The organism is Pseudomonas sp. UBA6753, from assembly GCF_002453565.1.
GTDB lineage: Bacteria > Pseudomonadota > Gammaproteobacteria > Pseudomonadales > Pseudomonadaceae > Aquipseudomonas > Aquipseudomonas putida_Z.
Genome location: NZ_DKHD01000059.1, coordinates 110,477 through 135,835, shown reverse-complemented (window position 1 = coordinate 135,835; position 25,359 = coordinate 110,477). Strand labels below are relative to the sequence as shown.

Here is a 25,359-nt window from a genome sequence, read left to right as displayed (position 1 = left end):
TGTGGCGCTATACCTGTGGGAGCGGGCGTGCCCGCGAAGAGGCCCTCAAAACCACCACACATCCTTGCCATGCCCAACCACCTCCACAGCCCCCACCTAAGCACCCGCTTCCAGGCCCTCGACCAGTTCCTGATCGAGCACCAGCAGCTGTGGAAACCCCGCCCCTTCACCAGCCTGCAGCTGGCCTGGGAAACCGCCCACCCCGAGCTTGCCGCCCACCTGCGCCAATGCTCCCTGGCAGACGCCGAAACCGACACCACCGCTGCCCCGTTGCCCGCCCCGTTCCCGCAACTGGCCCAGCAAGCCCGACAGCTTTCGGCACTCGGCAACCTCCCGGAAACCGACCTGCCCCCCGCCGCGCACCGCCTCGACGTAGCCGTCCCCGGCCGCAAATGGCAGCAGATCGAAGCCTTCGCCAGCCACCTGGCCTTCCGCGAACAGCCCCGTCACTGGCTGGACTGGTGCTCCGGCAAAGGCCACCTGGGCCGCCGCCTGCTGCAACCCGGCCAACACCTGACCTGCCTGGAATACGACGCCGAACTGGTCACCGCCGGCCAGGCCCTGAGCACGCACCACCACTTGCCGGCGCAGCATGTGCACCAGGATGTGATGGCCAACGACAGCGCCCGCCACCTGGCTGGCGACAAAAGCGTGGTAGCCCTGCACGCCTGTGGCGACCTGCATGTGCGCCTGATGCAACTGGCCAGCCAGCAGGGTTGCCGGCAACTGGCCGTGGCCCCCTGCTGCTACAACCGCATCGCGGCGCAGCAATACCAGGCGTTATCCACAGCCGCCCAAGCCTCCAGCCTGCGGCTGTCACTGGACGACCTGGGCCTGCCCTTGAGCGAAACCGTTACCGCCGGCGCCCGCGTGCGGCGCCAGCGCGACACCTCGATGGCCCGGCGCTTGGGCTTCGACCTGCTGCAACGCCAGCAGCGCCAGACCGATGAGTACCTGCCGACACCGTCACTACCGGTGGCCTGGCTGGAGAAGCCCTTCGAGCATTACTGCCGCGACCTGGCTGAACTCAAGCAATTGCAGCTGACTGGCAACCCGGACTGGGCAGCCTTGGAAGCCGCCGGCTGGCAACGCCTGGCCGAGGTCCGCAACCTGGAGCGCGTGCGCAACCTGTTCCGCCGGCCGCTGGAGCTGTGGCTGGTAATCGATCGTGCCCTGTTCCTCGAAGAACAAGGCTACAACGTGCGCCTTGGCCTGTTCTGCGATTACCCACTCACCCCGCGCAACCTGCTAATTCTTGCCGAACGCGACCGTTAGCCGCAGCACAACCTGTGGATAACTCTGTGAACAAGCTTGTGATTACCTGTTGGATCCAAGCGCTATTTCAAGCGTTTCGCTTATTCCAGCTTGCGCGTCAAGGCCAGTAAAAACAGGCGTTTGCGCAAAGACCGGCGGTGTATCGATCCGGCATGCCTTTCGCGCAAGGCGCCGATGCCACTTGTGCATAAACATTTCTTGTGGTTGGCGCAAGCATTGTTTGCACGGCCTTTGTGGGCTCTTTTTCTTGCTCAAAAGCCGGCAGGTTTACGCAATTCCTGTGGGAGCGGGCGTGCCCGCGAACACGGGCGAAGCCCGTGCCATGCAACGCGGTGCCCACTCCCACACCTTTCAATGCGCCTTGTTCTTGGCAATCTCGATATCGTTCATCAGCGCCTTGGCCATGTCGCACAGATAATCGGCGGCGCCCAGGAATTTATGGTCATCCTCCATATCCCCCTCGCGCACCAGATGCTTGATGTAGCCCATCAGGATCGAGACATGCTCATAGGCAGCATCGACGGGGACGCCAGGCTCCACACGTAGCAGATTGAGAGATGGGTTACCGGCTGCGAGGAAGGTTTCCACGCCTGCGGTGGTGATGGGTTCGATGATGGTTTTCTTCATGGCATAAATCCTTACTCGGGGAAGGGACTGCCAGAAATCTTTCTCACGGATTTGGGTGGCAGCCGTACGCGGGGTGAGAAACCGGTCGAATAAGGAAGCCCGGCCAGACCGAAGTCTGCCCGCGTACGGCCACCATAAATGGGTAGCGCTTATTCGATCAGGGTTCTCACACCCGGTCGCCAGAGCGACCCGAAAAAGGTATCCGTGAGCCATTTCCCCGACAACAGCGATACTTCGGCGGCGCGCGTAGGATAGTTCCGAAGCCATCAAACCCTGAAGCTGTTAGCCCTAAAGTTCAGAATCTTCGTACAGCTGATGGCCCTTTCGCGGGCGCGCCCGCTCCCACAGGTACTACACAGTTTCAAGGCTTGTGGAGATCCTGTGGGAGCGGGCAAGCCCGCGAATAGGCCATCACAAGCAACACAAAGCTAATGCCTGACCACCGCAACGGTGTATCATCCGCCCCCCAAATCATTAAAAAGTGACGTCGCGCGCTGCCCGCCAGCCCCGCGACCTTCTGGCGTTGCGCCAGAACCGACAATGGACTAACGGACCCGACCATCGTGACCCAAGCCAAGCCCCTCGCCCTGCTGACCCTCGCCCTGGCCCTGACCGGCTGCGCCAGCGGCACCGCTCCCCACTCCAACAGCAGCCTGGGCTGGAACCACCCCGGCATGCAGCTGGGCGGCGACAACGGCCTGCCCCTGCGCACCGAAAGCCCCTGCCGCAAGCGCGGCTGCGACAACGACAAGCTGTTCTTCAACCCGGGCAAAACCGAGCCGAGCGTCACCACCATCCATCGCGGCTGGTAGGAAAATTCTTCTTTCAGGTCGGTGACTTAGGTCATTTGCGAACATTCGCAACGAAGTGGTTTACAGGCGCCAACCGATCGTTATAATGACGCCCCATTGCCGGTATAGCTCAGATGGTAGAGCAACTGACTTGTAATCAGTAGGTCCCGGGTTCGATTCCTGGTGCCGGCACCATACGCAGTATCAAAAAAGGCTCACCGAAAGGTGGGCCTTTTTTGTTTTCAGGGTCGCCCAACCACATCAGCCTTGGCCTTGAGGTCGATGCGCTCGGTGTAGGAGCTGGCTTGCCTGCGATGGGCTGCGCAGCAGCCCCAACGATCCCAAAGAAGAGCGCAGCCAGAGACCAGACACGTCTTTCAACATAAACGCTTTGACTCGCCCACTTGGCCCCGCCACGATTTATCGTAAATTTTAGGTATTCCTGCTGAGGCAAGCCGATGGCGCTTCAATTCCACGAAAGCCCTTTCCACGCCACCCACGATGCAGACACGGCCAGCAAAATGGCCTTGAAAATGGACCTGTCCATTTTCATCACGGACTGCATCAAAAAAATGGGCCTCAAGCAGCATGATGCTGCGGTCAGGCTGAACGTAACCCAATCCCGAAAATCCGAGCTTGCAAATGGTTGATTCTCGATGAAGCGCGAGAGTGGGGCCAGTAATACCAGTGAGGCGATGACTGTGCCCTCGAATACGGCGCATGGGGCCCGGCATTGCGACAACTCCCCGCTCGATTACTCGCTAGAAAAACTCTGGGCGCTTGTGTCCGCTGACATGCCCCCCTCTGATCAACATGCCCGTCAGGCACTCGAGCACCTGGTCGTTCAAGCTACAAAAACCTCGCTGGACAAGCTCGACAAGGCCGTTGCCGAGACTTTCGCTCTCCTCTTCTGGTACAGAAACGAGGATATGCGCGAAGCATTGGAAAATCGCTTGAACATGCCAAGGCTCGCCCCCGTAAGGAAGCGGCGCCTGATGTATCTGGTTGACCGGCTTCGCCGTTTTCCATGCATGAAGCCGGAACAAGCCGAGCAGATGAAGAAGCTGGTCACCCGCTGGAAGGATCTGGCTCAAGATCTGAATGGCAAACAGGTAGAAAAGGCGCAAGCGGTAAACCGTTACGACAAGGTTGCTGCTACCTGGGGCGTGGCTGAGCCCGTATCCAGCCTGATGAGCCTGGTACTAGACCTGCAAACCCGGCACTTCGTAGATGCCCATCATCTGCCGAATGGCTATGCCCAGTTGGCAACGCGTCCACCTCAACACTGATCCGATAATGTTGGGTCAGTTGTTTGTAGTGGCTGTACTCCTCCCCAAGATTGATCTCAATCAAGCCTGACGCCGGCACGCAGCTTAGCCTGAGATCAGTCAGTCCTTGAGGGAAGGAAACCATGGCCAAGAAATTCCCCACAAACCCCAGCCACCCGGAGCGCATCTGCTGGGGCTGCGACCTGTACTGCCCGGCCAAGTCATTGGCCTGTGGCAATGGTGCGAGTCGGACCATGCACCCGGTGGAACTGTTTGGCGAGGACTGGGACAGTTTCGAGGACCGGCTGGAGAAGCCGGTTGATCACGAGCAAGGGGCAGGGCCTAGCTGAAATGGGACCGCTTTGAGGCCCATCGCCGGCAAGCCGGGCTCCTGCAGGTACAGCGCATGCCTTGAAGCCCGGTGCAGCCCCAGCGAATCAGGGGCCGCGGTGAATGGCACGGGCTTCGCCCGTATTCGCGGGCGCGCCCGCTCCCACAGGGATCGCACCACCTATCAGAAATTGAGCAAGGCAGTTGCTCCCAAAGGAGTGCGCCGGGCTCAAGGCATGCGCTGTACCTGTGGGAGCGGCTTTAGCCGCGAACACCGGCGCAGCCGGTGCCATGCACCGCGTTGGATTCTTCGCGGCTAAAGCCGCTCCCACAGGGTACGCGGATTGCTTGCAATTTCAGTTATCTACGCGACAGCGCAACCCAAAGGGCTGGGCCATCTACCACAGGTACAGCGCATGGCTTGAGCCTGGCGCCGACCCAGCGAATCAGGTGCTGCGGTGGATGGCACGGGCTTCGCCCGTGTTCGCGGGCGCGCCCGCTCCCACAGGGATCGCGCCACCTGTTAGAAATTGAGCAAGGCAGTTGCTACCAAGATACCTGTGGGAGCCCGGCTTGCCGGCGATGGGCTGCGCAGCAGCCCAGGTGCGGTTGGTCAGAACGCTGTGCTGACCGTCAGCGACAGGTTGCGTGGGTCGCCGTAGATCGCCCCGGCATAGAAACCGTAGCGGGTGTAGTAGTGCTTGTCGAACAGGTTGTTGGCGTTGAGGCTGACGCTGGTGTCGTCGGTCAGCTGGTACTTGGCCATGGCATTCCAGATGGCATAACCGGACCAGTTCACGTCAGTGGCACCGTTGCTCACACCATTGCTCGGCTGGCCCGCCGGGCTGGATATTGCGCGGATGTTGCTCTGCGCAGTAACCCCGGCGCCCAGGGTCAGGCGGTCGAGCGGGCCGGAAAGGCGGTAGGTGGTCGAGGCCTTGAACAGGTGCGATGGGTCGCTGCGGCCGTCGCTGTCGACGCGGCGGAAGTGCAGGTAGGTGTAGCCGGCGTACACGTTCCAGCTGGGAGTCAGGGCGCCGGCGATTTCCAGGTCGATACCGTCGGTTTCCTGGCCGGAACCGGCTTTGTAGGCGTCGCCACCGGTCGGGGTGGTCAGGTCGCCGTCGAGCACTGCCTTGTTTTCCTGCTTGGTGCGGAAGTACGCCGCCGAGGCGTTCAGGCGGCCATCGAACCACTCTCCCTTGATACCCGTCTCGTAGCTTTGCCCGCGAATCGGCTCGACCTTGCTGCCGCTGCTGGTTTCGGCGGTTTGCGGGGTGAAGATGTCGGTGTAGCTGGCATACAGCGAGTAGTTGTCGTTGAGGTCGTACACCGCGCCCAGGTACGGGGTGACGATGCCGTTCTCTTCCTGGCTGGTACGTGCACCAGCCACGCTGCGGGTAGTGGCCGAGTAGTTGCTGGTGCGCACGCCGAGGATGACCGACAGTGGGTCGGTGATGCTCAGGCGGGTTGCCGCGTACATGCCCTGCAGGCGGGTGGTGGTCTTGCTGTGGCGGCCAGTGCGCGAGGCGATGATGTTGTAGTCGTCATCCACGCCATTGCGCCAGTCGGTCAGCGGGAAGCCGTTGTTGGCGCGGAACTGGCAACCCAGCGCAGGCGCACTGGCCATGCCGTCGCCAACCATGGTGCAGGTGTATTCCGGCGACCAGGCCACGGTGCGGCTGTCGTTGTAGCCAACCATCGCTTGGTGGGTACGGCCGAACAGCTGGAACGGGCCGGACAGGTCGACCTGCGCCGACTGCTGGGTGGTGTCGGTGGAGCTGTGCAAGCCGTTGAGCACGGCGCCGCTGCCATCCTGGTCCCAGTAGCCGCCATAGCTGCCACGGCCCGCCGAGTTGACCTTGGCCAGGCCGCGGTGGTTGAGGGTTTCGGCGGTGCTCTGGGCGGCTTTCAGGTCCAGCGTCCAGTCGTTGTCGAAGCGGTGCTCCAGCGAGCCGAACGCGGTGCGGGTGGTGTACTCGCCAAAGCTCCAGCTGGGTACCACGTTGGTGCTGCGCGGCAGGTCGGTCTTGCTGCCATCGCTGTACCAGATCGGGATGTTCGCACCCCAGCCACCGCCAACAATCTTGTTGTACTCGTACTGGTAGCCGGCACCAAGGGTGGTGGCGTCGTCCAGGTCGAACTCGAAGTTGGCCAGCGCGGCGCGGGAGCGTTCGGACTGGTTGTCGCGGAATGAGTTGGCGTCCTGCTGGGTCATCACGAAGCGCGAACGCAGGCGGCCGTCTTCGGACAGCGGCAGGTTGAGGTCGGCGCCCAGGCGGCGCTTGTCCCAGCTGCCGTAGGTGGCATAGGCGCTACCGCCGAACGTCCTGGTCGGTGCCTTGCGGATCAGGTTGACGGTGGCCGACGGGTCGCCGGTACCGCCCAGCAGGCCGTTGGCGCCGCGCACGATGTCGATGCGCTCGTACAGGTCCATGTTCAATGCGTTGCCGCCACCACTGAAGTCGGAGCCGCCCTGGAACTGCAGGCCATCGACCTTCCAGTTGCTGATCGAGTAACCACGGGCTCGGTAGTCGGTACGCCCGCCCACTTCGGACTTGCTCGCTGTCACGCCTGGGGTGGTTTCCAGCGCTTGCTCGATGGTGTGGATGTCGCGGTCATCCATCTGCTGGCGGGTAATGGTGGTGACCGACTGCGGCGTCTGGCGCGGCGTCAGGGCCAGGCCGGTGGAGCTGCGGGTGCTTTCGACCGTGTAACCCAGCTGGCCGGCTTCGTCGGCGGGCAGCAGGGCGCTGTCTTCGATCTGCGTGGCCTCCAGTTCCAGCGGCTTGCTGTCGGCAGCCATCGCGCCACCGCTGACGGCCACGGCAATGAACAGGGCCAGTGGTTTGAGGCGCGTGCCGCCTCGGCTGATGGAGGGGAAGGCGTTCGGGGTGCTCTCGGAGTTCATTTGGGAAGGCTTCGTATTTGCAGATGATTTTTTGTTAGGATTCTAGGGATTGGCCCCCCGGGCTCCAGACCCGGCTTGTACGGGGATGTAATCGAACGTAACGAGCGCCACCGGCCCTCACCGAACAGGTGTTTATCTGCATGAGCACAACTTTGCTTGTTGTCGACGATGACGACGAGATCCGCGAACTTCTTTGTGATTACCTGACAGATGCCGGCTACAACGTGCTGGCAGCGGCTGACGGCGAGCAGATGCGCGAACAACTGGCCCGGCACAAGGTGGAGCTGGTGGTGCTGGACCTGATGCTGCCGGGCGAAGACGGCCTGAGCCTGTGCCGCCAGCTGCAAGCCACGCCGGGGCTGGCGGTGATCATGCTGTCGGCCAAGGGCAGCACGCTGGACCGCATCATCGGCCTGGAGGTGGGTGCCGATGACTACCTGGCCAAGCCCTTCGAGCCACGCGAGCTGATCGCCCGGATCAAGGCCGTGCTGCGTCGTCCGCAACGCCTGGATGCGCCCGCCGAAGAGCCGGTAGAAGATGCCCAGCTGTTCGCCGGCTTCCGCCTGGAACATGTGAAGCGCCTGCTCACCCGCCCCGATGGCGAGACCCTGACCCTGCCCCGCTCCGACTACCGCGTACTGCGCGAACTGCTGGAAGCCAACAACCGCGTGGTGTCCCGCGACCAGCTGACGCGCAGTGCGTTCGGCCGCGACCACCTGCCCGACGACCGTTCGGTGGACATGTGCGTCAGCCGCCTGCGCCAGCACCTGCGCCACGCGCCGGCGGGTGCCGCGCAAATTCTCACTATCCGCAACGAAGGCTATTTGCTGAGCATCGCCGCCAACGGGGCCGATGCCTGACATGCGCTGGCTGCGCCGGCTGTGGCCACGCACGTTGTTCGGCCAGTTGCTGCTGATAATGGTCAGCGGCACCGTGCTGATCCAGTTGATGTCCAGCAGCATCTGGTTCGATGTGCGTTTTGCCCAGGTTCTCGAGGCCCCTGTCCGGCTGATTGCCGCACGCAGCGCGCCGTTGATCGCCCAGGCCGACTGCCGTGCCGGTGCACTGCAGGCGCCAGCGCATTACCAACTGCGTTGCAGTGAGGCCCTGCCCACGCCGGTGCAGGACGAGCGCCGCGGGCGCAGGCGTGTCGAGCTGTTGCTGCACCAGGCCCTCGAGTACGAGTTGGGGCATGCCCAGGACGTGCGCCTGATGAAGGTGCAATTGACCGACGAACAGGGCCAGCCGATCGTCTGGCGCAGCCTGTTCGGCCTGCGCACGGCCCAGGCGCATCTGCAGTTCGCGGTGCCGTTGGCCGATGGGCACTGGCTGACCATCGAGGGCCAGGAACTGCAAGGCTGGAGCGGCGAGTCGGCCTGGGTGCTGATCAGCGATTACCTGTTGCGGGTGTACGCGCTGCGCATCGTCGCGGTTTTGCTGGTGTGCCTGATAGCCGTGCGCCTGTGCCTGCGCCCGTTGCGGCGCCTGGCCGATGCCGCGCGCGGCCTGGGTAGCAACCTCGAGCAGCCGCCCTTGGCGCTGGATGGCCCGGAGGAAGTGCGCCAGGCGGCCCAGGCCTTCAACGCCATGCAGCAGCGGCTGATCGCGATGGTCAACGACAAGGCCTACTTCCTGGCCGCCGTGTCCCACGACCTGCGCACCCCGCTGACGCGCATGCGCCTGCGCCTGGAGCGCCTGCCGGACGACGAAAACCGGCAACGCCTGCGGCAGAATATTGCGCAGATGGACAACATGATCGGCCAGGTGCTCGATTACCTGCGCGCGGGGGAGCAACAGAACCTGCAGCAGGTGGACCTGGACCGGCTGGTGGTGCGCCAGTGCGCGGAGCTGGCCACTGCCGAAGAGCCGTTGCCGGTGCATGGCCAGGCGGGCAGCCTGCGGGTCGATGCCCTGCTGCTGCAGCGCTGCCTGCAGAACCTGCTGGTCAATGCGTTGCGTTATGCCAAGGAGGTTTCGGTCACGCTGGAGCAGGCGACCACGGGGGTGTTCATCCATATCGATGACCGCGGCCCGGGGATTGCGCCGGGCCTGCTGGCGACCATCATCGACCCGTTCGTGCGTGGTGAAGGGTCGCGCAACCAGGCGTCCGGGGGGTATGGGCTGGGGTTGAGCATCGCCCAGCGGATTGCTGCCAGCCATGGGGGCGAGTTGCTGCTGGCGAACCGCGAGGGGGGTGGGTTGCGGGTCAGCGTGTTGTTGCCTCGCTAACACTTTTGCGGGGGAGGAACTGTACCGCCTGTGCTGGCCTCATCGCCGGCAAGCCAGCTCCCACAGGTACTGCGCATGGCTTGAAATCGGTGCGGTCGAGGTGGGAGCTGGCTTGCCGGCGATGAGGCCAGCACAGGCAACACAACCACATTCAGGTAACAGTCTTTTACCGATTACCCAGGTTTTCCCCTCCCCGCCTTTGCCTATCCTATGCCCGGTCATCCTGCCTGCGATGGACCCATGAAACACTCTCTACCCAACCGCTACGCCTGCCTCGCCCTCTGCCTGCTGTTCACCTTCACCAGCCTGCCGCTGCTACCCCAGCATGCCTGGCTGTGGCCGTTCACATTGATCACCGCGCTGCTCAGCCTGGTCGGCCTGAACGACCTGCGGCAAAGCCACCACGCCGTGCGCCGCAACTACCCGATCCTGGGCAACATCCGCTACCTGATCGAAACCATCCGCCCGGAAATCCGCCAGTACCTGATCGAGGGCGACGACGACAAGCTGCCGTTCTCCCGCTCGCAGCGTTCGCTGGTCTACGCCCGGGCCAAGAACGAAAGCGCCGAGAAGGCCTTCGGCACCCTCAACGATGCCTACAAGCCCGGCTTCGAGTTCATCAGCCATTCCATGCTGCCAGTGGCCACGCCAGACCCGGCATCGTTCCGCATCGCCATTGGCGGGCCGCAATGCCGCCTGCCCTACTCGGCATCGATCTTCAATATCTCGGCCATGAGCTTCGGCGCCCTCAGTGCCAACGCCATCGCTGCCCTGAACCGCGGTGCACGCATGGGCCGTTTTGCCCATGACACCGGCGAAGGCAGCATCAGCCCGTACCACCGCGAACATGGCGGTGACCTGATCTGGGAAATCGGCAGTGGCTACTTCGGCTGCCGCACCGAGGACGGCCGCTTCGACCCACAGCGCTTCGCCGAGCAGGCGCGCTCGCCGCAGGTGAAGATGATCGAGATCAAGCTCAGCCAGGGCGCCAAGCCGGGCCACGGCGGCATCCTGCCTGGGCACAAGGTCAGCCCCGAAATTGCCGCAACCCGTGGCGTGCGCGTGGGCGAGGATTGCATTTCGCCGGCGGCGCACAGTGCCTTCCGTACCCCGGTCGAGTTGCTGCAGTTCGTTGCCAGCCTGCGCGAGCTGTCGGGCGGCAAGCCGGTGGGGTTCAAATTCTGCCTGGGCCACCCGTGGGAGTTCATGGGCATTGCCAAGGCCATGCTGGCCACGGGCATCACTCCGGACTTCATCGTCGTCGATGGCAAGGAAGGCGGCACTGGGGCGGCGCCACGCGAGTTCAGCGACAACATGGGCGTGCCGATGCGCGAGGGCCTGATGTTCGTGCACAACACCCTGGTCGGCCTGAACCTGCGCGCCGGCATCCGCATTGGCGCAGCGGGCAAGATCGTCAGCGCCTTCGACATCGCCAGCGTGCTGGCCATCGGGGCGGACTGGGTCAACTCCGCGCGCGGCTTCATGTTTGCCATTGGCTGCATCCAGTCACAGAGCTGCCATACCAACAAATGCCCGACCGGCGTGGCCACGCAAGACCCGCTGCGCCAGCGCGCCCTGGTGGTGCCGGACAAGGCCGAGCGGGTAGCCAGCTTCCACCGCAACACGCTGCATACGTTGGCCGAAATGTTGGCTGCCGCAGGCCTGGAACACCCTTCGGAGCTCAAGCCCAAGCACCTGGCGCGGCGTATCAGCCCTAGCGAAATCGGGCTCTTCTCGGACCTGCACACGTTCCTCAAGCCGGGCGAATTGCTCAGTGGCTCGATTGAAAGCGAGTTTTATGCGCGGATGTGGCGGATGGCGCGTAGTGACAGCTTTGCGCCGGAGACTGGAGATATTGCAGTAAGGGCTGTGGCATCAGCTGTTCGCCGCGAGCAGACTGAACCAGCATGACATCCAGAACTGGGGCTGCTCTGCAGCCCCAGGCTTTTATGCAAACAACTGCGGATCAGAAGATGCTGATCGGGTACTCGACGAATACGCGGACTTCGTTGCCGTCGTCGTTGTAACCGTTCTGCTGCACGGCGTTGTTGGTACGCACGAACGAGCTACGCAGCTTGATCGACAGGTCCTTGGCCGGGCCGTCCTGCACCACGTAACGGATCTGGTTGAAGATCTCGCGCTCTTTACCTTCACCGAAGCCCTGCGGGTTACCCACTTTGCGGGTGTTGATGTTGTCACCCACCACGTAGGCCAGCTTGTAGGTCAGGCCAGGGATGCCGTAGGCACCGAAGTCCAGACCGTAGCCCAGCTGCCAGGAGCGCTCGTCTTCGGCGTTGAAGTCGGACCAGTACGAGTTGGCCAGGTAGATGGTCGAACCGCCGTCACCCACGCCACCCTCGTTCTGGTACCAGCCGTAGTTGTAGCCGGTGCTGCCAGTGCTGCGCTGGTGGGCGATGGTGAACGAGTGCGCACCGTACGCGTAGGTAGCTGCCAGGCTCCAGATGGTGTTGGAGTCGCCGTTGAGTTTGGCGCTCTTGACGAACTTGTTGTCGATGTCCGACTTGTAGCCGTTGAAGTCCAGGGTCAGGGACTGGTCATTGGCGATCGGGAAGACGTAGTTCAGGCCCAGGTAGTGCTTCTTCATCACGTCTTCGTTGTCAGCGGTGTACAGCGAAGCGGTGAAGTTGTCGGTGAACTTGTAGCTACCACCAAGCACGTTGATCGACTTCAGGCCACCACCGTCACGGCGCTCGGCGCTCTTGCGCGCTTCCTGGGTGAAGCGGCCGGCGTTCAGTTCCAGGCCCTGGATCTCTTTGGAGGTGATCAGGGTACCGGTGAAGCTTTCTGGCAGCAGACGGGCGTCGTCGTACTGCAGCACTGGCAGTGCCGGCATCTGGTCACCGTACTTGAGCACGGTGTTGGAGATGCGGAACTTCACTGCAGCGCCACCACGGGCCAGGTTGTGCGGCGAGTTGGCGTTGTCGTTCTCGTCCTTGAAGTCCGAAGGCTTGAAGAAGTCGACACCGGCGCCACCATTGTGGCCCTTGCCGCCGTCCAGACGCACGGCGTACAGGCCGAATGCATCGACGCCGACACCGACGGTGCCCTGGGTGAAGCCGGAGGAGAAGTTGGCGATGACGCCCTGGCCCCACTCGATCTGGTCGTCGGTGCCGTGCTTCTTGTCACGATTGATGTAGGCGTTACGCAGCAGGACGTTGGCGTGGCTGTCCTCGATGAAGCCTTTGCTGTCGGCCTGATCATTGGCCTGTGCCTGGGTCGCGGCGATCATCGCCAGGGCGACCAGGCTGATCCTGGTTTTCAACATGTTGTTTTCCTTATTTCTTAATCAAAAACGCTCTGCAATATGACGTCAGGAACCAACGCCCCTTCGTAGGTTCGACGCTATGCGGATCCAGACTGGAAGGCCTGCCGGTAATCACACGGCGGCCTCTGGCAGCAGCATGGCCAAGATCATGGCCAGCAGGCGTTGGCCGAATCCTAGCCGTGTGCGATTACAAATGTCAAAAAGTCGTGAAATGCAGGTTGATATAACCAAAATCGCCTGCGGGTCTGGTGCATTTCCATGCAGGTTTGCGCTATCAGCGGACAATTTATCTTGTGTGGGAAATAGCCTTTTGATCGAACGGACAATTTTCCTGTCAGGGCGCCTTCGCAGCGCAAGGCTGCTCCTGCAGGGAAAGGCGGCGCGGCAGGAGCCGTAACAAACAGACACAGTTGTAATGACAACCCTTTACAAATACTCAAGCAATAGCAAATAACAAGCATTACCATCCGCACCTCTTTTTCACCTGCTCGATCCGGATGTGCCCATGCTTGTACCCTGCCGTCTTTCACCCCTGACGCTTGGCTTGTCGCTGCTGTTCGGCGCCGGCCTGGCCAGTGCCGCCACCACCACCCTGCCGGAACTGTCGGTAACCGCCGACAGTGAGCGCGAAGAGGACAACCCGCGGGTCAAGGAGGTAAGCACCGCGACCCGCACCTCGACGCCAGTACGCTATGTGCCGCAGGCCATCGACACGGTGAAGACCGTCAACGTGCTGGATTACGGCAGCAACACCCTGGGCAAGGCGCTGGAAGGCATCCCCAACGTCAGCAGCGGTGCCGACACCCGCTTCGACAGCGTGCGCATCCGCGGCTTCGAGGCCAGCAACGACTTCTACCTGGACGGCATTCGCGACGACAGCCAGTACATCCGCGACCTGCATAACATCGAGCGGGTCGAAGTGCTCAAAGGGCCGGCAGCGGTGCTTTATGGCCGTGGCAGCCAGGGCGGTATCGTCAACCGGGTGAGCAAGGCGCCGGAGCACGGCCGCCGTTCGAGCATCGAGGCGCAGGCCGGCAGCGAGGACCTGCGCAGCCTGTATGCCGACCTCAGTGCCGACCCCAGCGACACCGTCAGCCTGCGCCTGAACATGGGCAACCAGGACAACAACAGCTTCCGCGACGGCATCGACGGCAGCCGCCAGCTGTTCGCCCCGTCGATCAGCTGGCAGGTCACCCCCGACCTGAACTGGCTGGTGCAATACGAATACAGCCGCTACAACCGCACCCCGGACCGTGGCATCCCCGGGGTCAACGGCCGCCCGGCCGATGTCAGCCGCAGCACCACCTATGGCGACACCCAGCGCGACTACATCGACGACCGCGCCCAGTCGCTGCGCTCGCGCCTGAACTACCAGCTGAACGAAACCTGGCAGTTGCGCCATACCTTGGGCCTGTTCAAGCTCGACAGTGAGTTCGACAACACCTACGTCACGGGCTACGACGCCAGCACCGACACCTTGACCCGCCAGCGCTGGCAGCAGGACCTGAACACCCGCAACCTGTTCAACACCCTGGAGGCCGAGGGTGACTTCGACACCCTGGGCCTGGAGCACAAGCTGTTGCTGGGCCTGGAGTTCGGCAACCAGAAGCGCGACCCGGTGCTGTACAAAGCGGTCGACCAGAAACTGCAGGGCTTGGGCAAGCCCGGCCGCAACCAGCAACTCAATGGCCCAATGACGTTGTTTAGTGACAACCATACCGTGGTCGATAGCCGCGGCCTTTATCTGCAAGACCAGATCCGCCTGAACGATCAGTGGCAGGTACTTGCCGGCGTACGCTTCGACCAGTTCGACGTGCAGACCACCAACAAGGATGGCCTGAGCGAAACACAGGACAGCAACAGCACCAGCCCACGCCTGGGTGTGGTCTATACACCGTGGCGCGACCATTCGTTCTACGCCTCGTGGAGCAAGACCTTCTCGCCGGTTGGCGGCGGTCTGATCGGCATCACCCCCGGCGCAAAGGGCAACGGTAACGACGCCAAGCCGGAAGAAACCCGCCAGAAGGAAATCGGCGTGAAAAGCGACTGGCTGGACCAGCGCCTGACCACCACCCTGGCCATCTACGAGCTGGAACTGTACAACCGCCGCACCCGCGACCCGCTTGTCCCGGAAAACATCTTGCTCAGCGGCATGCAGCGTTCGCGCGGTATCGAGCTGACCGCCACCGGCAACATCGTTGGCAACTGGTACGTGCGCGGTGGCATCGGCCTGCAGGACGCGACCATCGTCAAGGACAACAACGGCCAGGAAGGCAACCGCATCAATGACGTGGCCAAGCGCAACGGCAGCCTGTTCGTGACCTGGAAACCGGAACTGGGCTGGTACGCCGAAACCGGCCTGACGCTGGTGGGCGAGCGATATGCGGACAACCAGAACACCACGGTGCTGCCGGGGTATGGTCGCTGGGATGCATTGGCGGGGTACCGCACGCAGGACTGGGATGTGCGGGCGGCGCTGAGCAACATTGCCGACAAGACCTACTACAGCTCGGCGACCAGTGCGGCGCAGATCCAGGTGGGTGACCCGCGTAGCCTGGTGGTGACTGGCAGCTACAGCTTCTGATTTTTATTGCCTGTGCCGGCCCCTTCGCGGGCTCGCCCGCTCCCACAGGGGCGCCACATGCCTCGAAGCCTGTGAAGTACCTGTGGGAGCGGGCATGCCCGCGAAGAGGCCGGTACAGGGAATACCGATTCGATCAGTGCCACACCGCCATCAGCGCCTGCATTTCTGCTTCGCTGATCAGCCCTTGGGGGTATCGTCCGGCAAGCAGACGTTGTGGGTCGGTCGTCCTGACCCTGATGCATCCATGGTGTTTCAACCACTTCGCCACAAGCCTGAGCGATTGGTGATTCACTGCCGATGGGCGCAAAGCCGACTCACTTGCTGCGTTCATTTCTACACGTACTCCCTGGCCCGTGAGCGGCTAATCTACGTAAGGATTGTTACAGATCCGAGAGCGCGGCATGGCCGAGCTATCTGACTGAAAACAATACAAAACATATGCCAGCACAGGCCTGCGGACAGCCCCGGAAACAAAAAAGGCCCGTCATCTGACGGGCCCCTTCATTCACCGTGCACTCAACGCTTGACCGGTGCCGGCTGCTGCTGAGTCAGGCAGTGGATGTTGCCACCGCCCAACAACAACTCGCGACCTGGGATCATCACCACCTCGTGGTCGGGGAAGATCTTCGCCAGAATCGCTCTGGCCTCGGCATCTGCCGGGTCGTCGAAGCTTGGCGCGATGATGCCGCCGTTGACGATCAGGAAGTTCACGTACGAGCCGGCCAGGCGCACCGACGGGTCACGCTCCTGGCTGCCGGCCACCTGATCGACACCGGCACACTCTTCGGCGGTGGCGAACAGCGGGCCCGGGATCGGCATCTTGTGCACGATGAACTCGCGGCCCTTGGCATCGCGGGTGTTCTTCAGCACCTCCATGGCGGCATGGCAGCGTGCATAGTTGGGGTCGTTGGAATCATCGGTCCAGGCCAGTAACACTTCGCCCGGGCGCACGTAACAGCAGAAGTTGTCGACATGGCCATCGGTTTCGTCGTTGTACAGGCCATCCGGCAGCCAGACCACGGTGTCCACCGCCAGCTGGTCGCGCAGCACCGCTTCGATCTGCTCGCGGTTCAGGTGCGGGTTGCGGTTGCGATTGAGCAGGCACTCTTCGGTGGTGATCACGGTGCCTTCGCCGTCCACGTGGATCGAGCCGCCCTCGAGCACGAAACCTTCGGTGTGGTAGCGCTGGCAGCGCTCCATTTCCAGGACCTTGGCCGCCAGCTCCTCGTCGCGGTTCCACGGTGCGTACAGGCCGCCGTCAAAGCCGCCCCAGGCATTGAAGCCCCAGTCCACGCCACGCACTTCACCCTGGTCGTTGATGACGAAGGTCGGGCCGGTGTCACGCACCCAGGCGTCGTCGTTGCTGATCTCGACCACGCGGATGTTCGGCTGGTCGAGCTGACGACGGGCATTTTCGTACTGGCCAGCGGAAACCGCGACGGTTACCGGCTCGAAGCGGGCAATGGCCTTGGCCAGGGTCACATGGGCAGCCTGCGCCGGCTTGCCGCCCAGGCGCCAGTTGTCGGGGCGCTCCGGCCAGACCATCCACACCTGGGTTTGCGGGGCCCACTCGGCGGGCATGTGGAAACCATCGGCACGGGGAGTGGAGTTGAGGGTTTTCATGGTTGACCTCTGTGATGGCCCTGAGCCGGACTGTGCTGGGGCGTTTGTCAATTTATAACCGATATATATCGATATTTGAAGCCCGATAATCGGGAAATCTATGAGCGAATACCGCTATTAAATCGATAACAATCGAAACATACGCAACCTTGGCCGAGAACCAAAGCGGCACGACCTCCACCATAGCCAGCCCTTGTGAATGCCGTTGAAGCCCAAGGCGGAAAAAACGGCCAGACCGGCTAGGGTCAATACATGAGCAGAACGGGCCAGCGAACCGCCATGAACATCATCCCTACCGCGATCCCTGAAGTACTGATCATCGAGCCAAAGATTTTTAGTGACAGCCGTGGTTTTTTCTTCGAGGCGTTCAACGCCCGTGAGTTCGCCCGGCAAACCGGCGTGAATGTCGAGTTCGTCCAGGACAACCATTCGCGCTCCATCAAGGGTGTGCTGCGTGGCCTGCACTACCAGGTGGCAAACACCCAAGGCAAGCTGGTGCGCGTGGTGCAGGGGGAAATCCGTGATATTGCCGTGGACGTGCGCAAGAGCTCGCCAACCTTCGGCCAATGGGTCGCGGTGCAGCTGTCGGCCGACAATCATCGCCAGTTGTGGATTCCGCCCGGCTTCGCCCATGGCTTTGCGGTTATAAGCGAGTCGGCCGAGTTTCTCTACAAGACCACCGACTACTACAACCCGGGCGCCGACCGCTGCATCCGCTGGGATGACCCGACGCTGGCCATCGACTGGGGGCTGCAGCAGCCACCGGTGCTGTCGGACAAGGACAAGCTCGGCCTGCCACTGGCAGAGGCGGAACTGCTGCCTTAACTAGCGCATAATTGCGGCAGACTTTTCTGGCGCCTTTACGTGATGATTGCAAAACCCACGCCCCCACGCCGTCCCCGCTGGCGCAGCCTGGCCCTGTTGGCCCTGTGCCTGGCCCCGTTACTGTGGCCCCTGCATCACCTGGCCGAACGTTACTACCAGGAAGAACTGGCCTCGCAGAACCGCCAGACCCTCGACCTGTACGTCGCCAACCTGCTCGGTACCCTGCACCGCTACGAAACCTTGCCGCAGATTCTCGGCGACCTGCCTGCGCTGCGCGGGGTGCTGGCCGACCCGTTCCGCCTGGAAGCGGTGACAAACGCCAACCGCCTGCTCAAGGACATCGTCCAGCAGACTGGCGCCGAGGTGATGTACCTGATGGACGTCAGCGGCAATACCCTGGCCGCCTCCAACTGGGACAAGCGCGACAGCTTCGTCGGCCGCAACTTCGCCTTCCGCCCCTACTTCAACGAAGCCATGGCCGGCCGCCTGGGGCGCTTCTTTGGCCAGGGCACCACATCGGCCAAGCGCGGTTACTTCTTCGCCGCCGCCGTGCGAGACCGTGAACGCATCGTTGGCGTACTGGTGGTCAAGGTCGACCTCGACCACACCGAAACCCTGTGGGGCCGAACCCCCGAGCAGCTGTTGCTGACCGACCACAATGGCGTGGTCATCCTGACCTCGCGGCCCGACTGGCGCTTCCGCGCGACCCGCGCGCTGACCGAGGCCGAGCGCCAGGCCATCATCGCCATCCAGCCCTACCCGACCCAGGCCCCGCAACCGCTGGTGCTAAACCAGGACGCCTGGATCAGCCAGACCCGCAACATCAAGGAAACCGGCTGGCAGGTCAGCATCCTCGCCCCGCGCATGCTGGTCGACCGTTCGGTGCAAACCGTGATGGCCATCGGCGCTGGCACCCTGCTGGTGTTGATGTTGCTGGCCGGCCTGGTGATGCAGCGGCGCCGTCACTACATCGACCGCATCGACTTCGAGGCACGCGGCCGCCAGGAGCTGGAAAAACGCGTGGCCGAGCGCACCGCCGACCTCGAAGGCCTGAACACCCGGCTCAAGAGCGCCGTGCTGGAGCGCGAGAACGCCCAACAGGAGGCCGTGCGCGCCCAGGACGAACTGGTGCAGGCCGGCAAGCTGTCGGTGCTCGGTACCATGTCAGCCAGCATCAGCCACGAACTCAACCAGCCGCTGGCCGCCATCCGCAGCTACGCGGAAAACGCCGAGATCCTGCTCGACCACCAGCGTACCGAAGACGCCCGCGGCAACCTCAAGCTGATCGGCGAGCTGACCGGGCGCATGGCCTCGATCATCGCCCACCTGCGCGCCTTCGCCCGTCGTGACCGCCATGCCCCGGAGAGCGTGGCCCTGCAGCCGGCCCTGGACGATGCCCTGGCGCTGCTGGCCAAGCGCCGCCGGGCGATGGCCGTGGAGCTGATCCGCGACCTGCCGGAAGCCACCTTGTGGGTACAGGCCGGCGAGACCCGCCTGCGCCAGGTGCTTGGCAACCTGCTGGCCAATGCCCTCGATGCCCTGACCGAAAAGGCCAACCCGCGCCGCCTGTGGCTAAGTGCCGAGCAGCGCGATGACTGCGTCTACCTGTACATTCGCGACAACGGCCCCGGCTTCAGCCGCCAGGCCCTGGAGCACGCCAAGGAACCGTTCTTCACCACCAAGACCCGCACCCAGGGCCTGGGCCTGGGCCTGGCCATCTGCGAAAGCCTGATGCGCGCCCTGGGCGGTGAACTGCTGCTGGCCAACCACCCGGAGGGTGGCGCACTGCTGACCCTGCAGCTGCGTGTGGCCGCGCCTGGCGCTACTTTGCCCAATTCGGAGGACCCCTCGGCATGACCACCGAGACACTGATCGACAGCCGAGCCCAGGTCATCCTGGTCGATGATGACCCGCACCTGCGCCAGGCCCTGAGCCAGACCCTGGACCTGGCCGGGCTCAAGGTGGTCGCCCTGGCCGATGCACAGGGCCTGGCCGAACGCATCGAGGCCGACTGGCCCGGGGTGGTGGTCAGCGACATCCGCATGCCGGGCATCGATGGCCTGCAACTGCTGGAACAACTGCACGGCCGTGACAATGAACTGCCGGTGCTGCTGATCACCGGCCACGGCGATGTGCCGCTGGCGGTGCAGGCGATGCGCGCCGGCGCCTACGACTTCCTGGAAAAACCCTTTGCCAGCGATGCCCTGCTGGACAGCGTGCGCCGCGCCCTGGCCCTGCGCCGCCTGGTGCTGGACAACCGCAGCTTGCGCCTGGCCCTGAGCGACCGTCAGCAATTGGCCACCCGCCTGGTGGGCCAGTCGCCGTCCATGCAGCGCCTGCGCGAGCAGATCGGCGCCCTGGCCGGCACCCGCGCCGATGTGCTGATCCTGGGTGAGACCGGTGCCGGCAAAGAGGTGGTGGCCCGCGCCCTGCACGACCTGTCCAGCCGCCGCGACGGGCCGTTCGTGGCGATCAACGCCGGCGCACTGGCCGAGTCGGTGGTCGAAAGCGAGCTGTTCGGCCATGAGCCCGGGGCGTTCACCGGCGCGCAGAAACGCCGCATCGGCAAGTTCGAGTTCGCCAACGGTGGCACGCTGTTCCTCGATGAAATCGAGAGCATGAGCCTGGATGTGCAGGTGAAACTGCTGCGCATGCTGCAGGAACGGGTGGTCGAGCGCCTGGGTGGCAACCAGCTGATCCCGCTGGACATCCGCATCATCGCCGCGACCAAGGAGGACCTGCGCCAGTCGGCCGACCAGGGGCGTTTCCGCGCCGACCTGTATTACCGCCTGAACGTGGCGCCGCTGCGTATTCCACCGCTGCGCGAACGCGGCGATGACATCCTGGTGCTGTTCCAGCACTTCGCCGACGCCGCCAGCCAGCGCCATGGCCTGCCGCCACACGCCCTGCAGCCGGCCCAGCGCGCCATGCTGCTGCGTCACGACTGGCCCGGTAACGTACGCGAGCTGCAGAACGCCGCCGAGCGTTTCGCCCTTGGCCTGGAACTGGCCCTGGACGGCCAGGCGCCACCTGCGGCAATGCCTGCGGTACCGATGCCGAGCGGCAACCTCAGCGAACAGGTCGAGCAGTTCGAACGCTCGCTGATCGCTGCCGAACTGGCCCAGCCACACAGCTCCATGCGCAGCCTGGCCGAGGCGCTGGGCATCCCCCGCAAGACCCTGCACGACAAGCTGCGCAAGCATGGCTTGAGCTTCGACGGCGGTAGCGGCGGGCATGACGATCAAGAGGACAACCGTTAATGAACACCGATAGCCAGTACTTGCAGTCCGTCCTGCACGGCGACATCCCCCTGACCCGCGAAATGGGCCTGGAAGTGCTCGATTGGCAGCAGCACACCCTGCGCCTGCAATTGCCGCTGGCGGCCAACGTCAACCACAAGAGCACCATGTTCGGCGGCAGCCTCTACTGCGCCGCGGTGCTGGTGGGTTGGGGCTGGCTGCACCTGCGCCTGCGCGAGCTGGGGATCGATGACGGGCATATCGTCATCCAGGAAGGGCAGATCAGTTATCCGCTGCCGGTTACCGGGGCGGCGGTGGCGCGGTGTGCGGCGCCGGATGAAAAGACCTGGGAGCGGTTCTTGACCATGTACCAGCGCCGCGGGCGGGCACGGTTGACGCTGGAGACCACGGTGAGCAATGCCGGTAGTAACGAGCCTGCTGTTACCTTCAGCGGCCAGTACGTGCTGCACCGCTGACCGCGGGCAAGTACTGATGCCAGTCAGTTAGTGCTGTTGGGTCTGCTGCGCAGCCCATCGCCGGCAAGCCAGCTCCCACAGGTGCAGCGCCATGCTGAAGGTCTGCGCAGTACTTGTGGGAGCTGGCTTGCCGGCGATGGGCCGCAAAGCGGCCCCGGCGATATAGGCGGCGAAGCTGAAATCCTGAGCTCCAACAGAGTGTGATGATACCCGTCAGATCAGGCTCAGGAAGGCTTGGCGCCACGCAGCATTTGCCGGCAATGCCAGGAAATGCGGGTTGAGCAACGACTCCCGCGCCGGGTACCGGAACGGCAAGCCATCCAGCCCGATTACCTCCCCACCAGCCCCTTCCACCACGCCCTGCGCCGCCGCGGTATCCCACTGCGAGGTCGGAGCCAGGCGCGGATAGCAATCGGCGCTGCCCTCGGCCAACAGGCAGAACTTCAGCGAACTGCCGATATTGGCCAGCTCCAGCTCACCCACCGCAGCCCCCAACCCGGCCAACAAGGCTTCCTGTTCCGGGCTGGAATGGCGACGGCTGGCAACCACGGTGAAACGCCCACCCGCCGGCGGCGCATTGCGTACCTGGATCGCCTGCACGGCCTCACCCGCCTCCGCACGCCAGGCGCCCAACCCGCGACCACCGAAGTAGCAGCGCCCGTTGGTCGGCATGGAAACCACGCCAAACACCACCTCGCCGTTTTCGACCAGCGCGATGTTGACCGTGAACTCCTCGCTGCCGGCAATGAATTCTTTGGTGCCGTCCAGCGGGTCGACCAGCCACCAGCGGCTCCAACCCTGACGCTCGGCCAGCGGAATGTTGCAGTCCTCTTCGGACAGCACCGGGATCTGCGGCGACAGCGCCAGCAGGCCATCGGCAATCACCCGGTGCGCCGCCAGGTCGGCGGCGGTGACCGGCGAATCGTCGGCCTTGTTGGTCACGGCCACATCGGCGCGCCAGAACGGCAAGATCGCCTCGCCCGCCAACAGGGCCAGCTTGACCACTTCGTGCATCAATTGCAGGTCGTTCATGCTTCCAGCAGCCCCCGCTGAATCAGCAGGTCACGCGCCAGATACAGCGCCGCCAGGGCACGCCCCTCGGTGAACTGTGGGTGCATGGCCAGGGCCGAGAGTTCGCGCAGGTTGACTTTGTCGACCCGCATCGGCTCCGGCTCGTCGCCCTCCAGGCGCTCCTCGTAGAGGTCGCTGGCCAGCACCACCTGGATCTTCTGGCTCATGTAGCCCGGCGACAGCGACAGCTCGGTCAGGTGCTCCAGCTGGCGCGCGCCAAAACCGGCCTCTTCCTTGAGCTCCCGGTCGGCTGCCGCCAGCACGTCCTCGCCCGGCTCGATCAGGCCCTTGGGCAACGACAGCTCGTATTCGTCGGTGCCGCCGCAGTATTCCTCCACCAGCACCGCGTGCTCGGCATCGAGCATGGCCACGATCATCACCGCGCCGTAGCCATTACCCCGGCCCACCAGGCGCTCGTAGGTACGCTCGTTGCCATTGCTGAAGCGCAATTGCACGGCTTCGACGCGAAACAGGCGGCTGCTGGCGACGATTTCGCGGCTGAGGACGGTGGGTTTCTGGCGCATGGGGCGGCTCCTTGGCGTGAACGGGTTACTATACCGTGGCTTGCCGACTGATCGAGAGTTTCCCATGCCTGTTCTTCCCTGGTCTGCCATCGATACCGTCCTGCTGGACATGGATGGCACCCTGCTCGACCTGCATTACGACAACCGCTTCTGGCTGGACCACCTGCCCCAGCGCTATGCCGAGCTGCACGGGGTGAGCCGGGCCATGGCGGAAATGGAGCTGCAGCCGCTGTTCGAACGCAATGCCGGCACGCTGAACTGGTATTGCCTGGACTTCTGGAGCCGCGAACTGCGGCTGCCGATCCGCGAGCTGAAACAGGAAATCGCCGACCTGATTGCCCTGCGCCCGGATGCCGATACTTTCCTTGCCGCGATCCGCGACGCAGGCAAGCGCGTGGTGATGATCACCAATGCGCACCGGGATTCGCTGTCGCTGAAGCTGGAGCGGGTGGAGCTGGCGCCTTATTTCGAACGGCTGATCAGCTCGCATGACTACGGCTACCCGAAGGAAAGCCCGCAGTTCTGGGACGCATTGCAGGCGGACATCGGCTTTGAACCGGAGCGCAGCCTTTTCATCGATGACACCTTGGCGATTCTGCGCAGTGCGCGACGGTTTGGCGTGGGGCATCTGCTGGCGGTGCGCCAACCGGATAGCCAGGCAGGGCCGCGGGATACCGAAGAGTTTGAGGCGGTCGAGGATTACCGGGAGCTATTGGTCGGCCTGTGAGGCCCCATTCGCGGGCATGCCCGCTCCCACAGGTACAGCGCCCCATTCACGGCTGGCGCTGTACCTGTGGGAGCGGGCGAGCCCGCGAAGAGGCCGGTACAAGCTGTAGATATCAGTCAGGAATACGCAACACCTGCCCCGGATAGATCTTGTCCGGGTGCTTGAGCATCGGTTTGTTGGCCTCGAAGATCTTCTGATACTTGTTGGGGTCGCCATACACCTTCTTCGAAATGGCGCTCAACGTATCACCCTTCTCCACCGTCACGAACCGCGCGGCCTGGGCCACCGGTCCGGTCACGGTGATCTGGTCATCGACACTGGCCACGCCAGCGACGTTGCCCGCCGCCAGGATGATCTTCTCCTTCTCCTCCTGGCTGGCCACCTCACCCTTGAGGATGATCGTGTCTCCCTCTACAGTGGCCGTGATATTCGGGTTGCCCAGGCCGACACTTTCCACGTGTTTCTTCAGCTGCTCTTCGGCATTGGCATTGCCGGGGGTCAGCAGGTCGATCAACTTCTCGCCCGCTTCCTTGACGAAACTGAACAAGCTCATAGCGCTCTCCTTGTTGACGAAACCTCGGACACAGCAGTCTAGGCCAGCTTTTCCCCTACCGCCCCCATGCGACCAATCGACGCGGTCTATCAAGGCATAGACCCTAGCGATTAGACGCCGCCGGCCCGCACGCCTAGGCTTGTGCTATCTGAAAGCTGCCGATAGCCCCGATGAAAAGTCAGCACCGATGAACAGCAAACCTCCGGTCTGCGCGGCCTCATCGCCCTTGACCATGCCCGCCGCCAGCAACACCTACGATTACGTCCAGCTCAATGACGCCAGACGCGACAGCACGCCCCTGGCCGAAGAAGTGGCCCTGGCCATTGTCTACAACGGCCTGAACCAGGCGGTGATGCTGGTCAGCCCAACCGACCTGGAAGACTTCGCCGTCGGCTTCAGTGTCGGCAGCGGCATAGTGGAAGGCACCACGGAAATCTACGACCTGAAACTCTCCGGCAGCGGCTCGGCAATGTATGCCGACCTGGAGATTTCCAGCCGTGCGTTCTGGAACCTGAAAAACCAGCGCCGCCAGCTGGCCGGCACCAGTGGTTGCGGCCTGTGCGGGGTCGAAGCGCTGGAGCAGGCACTGCCAGAGCTGGCCAAGTTGCCTGGCGCACCCTTGCCACCGGCGCAATGGCTGGTCGGCCTGCGTGAGCGTATCGATGCCTTCCAGCCCCTCGGCCAGCACTGCGGCGCGGTGCACGCGGCACTGTTCATGGACCGCCACGGCGAACTGCTGCTCGGCCGCGAAGACATCGGCCGGCACAACGCCCTCGACAAGCTGATCGGCGCCTTGCTGCGCCAAGGCATCGACAGCCAGGGTGGCCTGGCCATCGTCACCAGCCGCTGCAGCCTGGAGCTGATCCAGAAGGTGCTGCGGGCCGGTATCCAGACCCTGGTCAGCCTGTCGGCGCCCACCGGCCTTGCCCTGCAATGGGCGCGCAAGCACAACCTCAACCTTATCCATCTGCCCAAGCACAGCGCACCGCGGGTCTACAGCCCAGCGGCGGAGTCGTAACA

22 protein-coding genes, 1 tRNA gene and 1 pseudogene are annotated in these 25,359 nt (G+C 63.4%); 16 read left to right on the top strand and 8 right to left on the bottom strand.

Going from position 1 to position 25,359, the window contains the following annotated elements:
• Nucleotides 1-69 precede the first annotated feature (69 nt).
• Nucleotides 70-1,275, top strand: a complete 1,206-nt coding sequence (locus B2790_RS23280) for a methyltransferase (protein ID WP_286919872.1) — start codon at nt 70-72, stop codon at nt 1,273-1,275.
• Between the two features lie 351 nt (nt 1,276-1,626).
• Here B2790_RS23280 and B2790_RS23275 read toward each other — a convergent pair whose 3' ends face one another.
• Nucleotides 1,627-1,902: a DUF3077 domain-containing protein gene (locus B2790_RS23275; RefSeq protein WP_013970482.1), complete on the bottom strand. Its 276-nt coding sequence runs from the start codon at nt 1,900-1,902 to the stop codon at nt 1,627-1,629.
• A 563-nt stretch (nt 1,903-2,465) separates the two neighbouring features.
• Here B2790_RS23275 and B2790_RS23270 point away from each other — a divergent pair.
• The 5 genes and pseudogenes from B2790_RS23270 (at nt 2,466) to B2790_RS23250 (ending at nt 4,311) form a co-directional block, all read left to right on the top strand.
• Complete coding sequence (locus B2790_RS23270; RefSeq protein WP_085618309.1) at nt 2,466-2,714, top strand: hypothetical protein; 249 nt, start codon at nt 2,466-2,468, stop codon at nt 2,712-2,714.
• Nucleotides 2,715-2,812: 98 nt separating this feature from the next.
• Nucleotides 2,813-2,888 (top strand) — tRNA-Thr (locus tag B2790_RS23265).
• Nucleotides 2,889-3,151: 263 nt separating this feature from the next.
• Nucleotides 3,152-3,340 (top strand): annotated as a pseudogene (locus B2790_RS23260) (XRE family transcriptional regulator); the annotation flags it as partial.
• 9 nt (nt 3,341-3,349) lie between these two features.
• On the top strand, nt 3,350-3,982 hold the full coding sequence (locus B2790_RS23255) for a hypothetical protein (RefSeq protein ID WP_286919871.1): 633 nt from the start codon (nt 3,350-3,352) through the stop codon (nt 3,980-3,982).
• A gap of 122 nt (nt 3,983-4,104) precedes the next feature.
• A complete protein-coding gene (locus tag B2790_RS23250) occupies nt 4,105-4,311 on the top strand; it encodes a DUF3079 domain-containing protein (protein WP_286919870.1) in 207 nt (68 codons plus the stop codon).
• Between the two features lie 593 nt (nt 4,312-4,904).
• On the opposite strand, the gene B2790_RS23245 is transcribed toward B2790_RS23250, so the two are convergent.
• Nucleotides 4,905-7,202, bottom strand: a complete 2,298-nt coding sequence (locus B2790_RS23245) for a TonB-dependent siderophore receptor (RefSeq protein WP_286919869.1) — start codon at nt 7,200-7,202, stop codon at nt 4,905-4,907.
• Nucleotides 7,203-7,342: 140 nt separating this feature from the next.
• Here B2790_RS23245 and B2790_RS23240 point away from each other — a divergent pair, with 140 nt between their 5' ends.
• The 3 genes from B2790_RS23240 to B2790_RS23230 all read left to right on the top strand — a co-directional run bounded on the left by B2790_RS23240 (nt 7,343) and on the right by B2790_RS23230 (nt 11,342).
• On the top strand, nt 7,343-8,062 hold the full coding sequence (locus tag B2790_RS23240; RefSeq protein WP_054573664.1) for a response regulator: 720 nt from the start codon (nt 7,343-7,345) through the stop codon (nt 8,060-8,062).
• A 1-nt stretch (nt 8,063) separates the two neighbouring features.
• A complete protein-coding gene (locus B2790_RS23235) occupies nt 8,064-9,431 on the top strand; it encodes an ATP-binding protein (protein ID WP_286919868.1) in 1,368 nt (455 codons plus the stop codon).
• A gap of 240 nt (nt 9,432-9,671) precedes the next feature.
• Nucleotides 9,672-11,342 (top strand): FMN-binding glutamate synthase family protein, encoded by a 1,671-nt coding sequence (locus tag B2790_RS23230; RefSeq protein WP_286919867.1) that lies wholly within the window; start codon nt 9,672-9,674, stop codon nt 11,340-11,342.
• A gap of 55 nt (nt 11,343-11,397) precedes the next feature.
• On the opposite strand, the gene B2790_RS23225 is transcribed toward B2790_RS23230, so the two are convergent.
• Complete coding sequence (locus B2790_RS23225) at nt 11,398-12,717, bottom strand: OprD family porin (RefSeq protein WP_286100853.1); 1,320 nt, start codon at nt 12,715-12,717, stop codon at nt 11,398-11,400.
• Between the two features lie 505 nt (nt 12,718-13,222).
• Here B2790_RS23225 and B2790_RS23220 point away from each other — a divergent pair.
• Nucleotides 13,223-15,301, top strand: coding sequence for a TonB-dependent receptor (locus B2790_RS23220; RefSeq protein WP_286919866.1), 2,079 nt, complete (start codon nt 13,223-13,225; stop codon nt 15,299-15,301).
• A gap of 133 nt (nt 15,302-15,434) precedes the next feature.
• Here B2790_RS23220 and B2790_RS23215 read toward each other — a convergent pair whose 3' ends face one another.
• Together B2790_RS23215 and aguA are read right to left on the bottom strand one after the other, a co-directional pair.
• A complete protein-coding gene (locus B2790_RS23215) occupies nt 15,435-15,632 on the bottom strand; it encodes a hypothetical protein (RefSeq protein WP_075044327.1) in 198 nt (65 codons plus the stop codon).
• 185 nt (nt 15,633-15,817) lie between these two features.
• Nucleotides 15,818-16,924 (bottom strand): agmatine deiminase, encoded by a 1,107-nt coding sequence (aguA, locus tag B2790_RS23210; RefSeq protein WP_025337343.1) that lies wholly within the window; start codon nt 16,922-16,924, stop codon nt 15,818-15,820.
• Between the two features lie 279 nt (nt 16,925-17,203).
• Between aguA and rfbC the strand changes: the two genes are divergently transcribed.
• Genes rfbC through B2790_RS23190 form a run of 4 tightly spaced genes read left to right on the top strand, consistent with a single transcriptional unit; the run spans nt 17,204 to nt 21,464 of the window.
• A complete protein-coding gene (gene rfbC / locus B2790_RS23205) occupies nt 17,204-17,749 on the top strand; it encodes a dTDP-4-dehydrorhamnose 3,5-epimerase (protein ID WP_137162780.1) in 546 nt (181 codons plus the stop codon).
• 42 nt (nt 17,750-17,791) lie between these two features.
• Nucleotides 17,792-19,606, top strand: a complete 1,815-nt coding sequence (locus tag B2790_RS23200) for a sensor histidine kinase (protein ID WP_286919865.1) — start codon at nt 17,792-17,794, stop codon at nt 19,604-19,606.
• Nucleotides 19,603-21,009, top strand: a complete 1,407-nt coding sequence (locus B2790_RS23195; protein WP_025337340.1) for a sigma-54-dependent transcriptional regulator — start codon at nt 19,603-19,605, stop codon at nt 21,007-21,009. Before B2790_RS23200 ends, B2790_RS23195 begins: the two co-directional genes overlap by 4 nt.
• Nucleotides 21,009-21,464, top strand: a complete 456-nt coding sequence (locus B2790_RS23190; protein ID WP_085618338.1) for a YiiD C-terminal domain-containing protein — start codon at nt 21,009-21,011, stop codon at nt 21,462-21,464. The genes B2790_RS23195 and B2790_RS23190 overlap by 1 nt, the downstream gene beginning before the upstream one ends.
• Nucleotides 21,465-21,677: 213 nt before the next feature.
• On the opposite strand, the gene cysQ is transcribed toward B2790_RS23190, so the two are convergent.
• Together cysQ and nudE are read right to left on the bottom strand one after the other, a co-directional pair.
• Entirely contained in the window at nt 21,678-22,496 is an 819-nt protein-coding gene (gene cysQ / locus B2790_RS23185; RefSeq protein ID WP_286919864.1) for a 3'(2'),5'-bisphosphate nucleotidase CysQ, read from the bottom strand.
• Complete coding sequence (nudE, locus tag B2790_RS23180; RefSeq protein ID WP_015268611.1) at nt 22,493-23,059, bottom strand: ADP compounds hydrolase NudE; 567 nt, start codon at nt 23,057-23,059, stop codon at nt 22,493-22,495. Before nudE ends, cysQ begins: the two co-directional genes overlap by 4 nt.
• 64 nt (nt 23,060-23,123) lie before the next feature.
• Between nudE and yrfG the strand changes: the two genes are divergently transcribed.
• The gene (gene yrfG, locus B2790_RS23175) at nt 23,124-23,786 is read left to right on the top strand and encodes a GMP/IMP nucleotidase (RefSeq protein ID WP_286919863.1); all 663 of its coding nucleotides are present in this window, start codon (nt 23,124-23,126) and stop codon (nt 23,784-23,786) included.
• Between the two features lie 112 nt (nt 23,787-23,898).
• On the opposite strand, the gene lysM is transcribed toward yrfG, so the two are convergent.
• Nucleotides 23,899-24,339 (bottom strand): peptidoglycan-binding protein LysM, encoded by a 441-nt coding sequence (gene lysM / locus B2790_RS23170; protein ID WP_023661080.1) that lies wholly within the window; start codon nt 24,337-24,339, stop codon nt 23,899-23,901.
• A gap of 187 nt (nt 24,340-24,526) precedes the next feature.
• Here lysM and fdhD point away from each other — a divergent pair, with 187 nt between their 5' ends.
• Nucleotides 24,527-25,357 (top strand): formate dehydrogenase accessory sulfurtransferase FdhD, encoded by an 831-nt coding sequence (gene fdhD / locus B2790_RS23165; RefSeq protein WP_075044326.1) that lies wholly within the window; start codon nt 24,527-24,529, stop codon nt 25,355-25,357.
• Nucleotides 25,358-25,359: the final 2 nt, after the last annotated feature.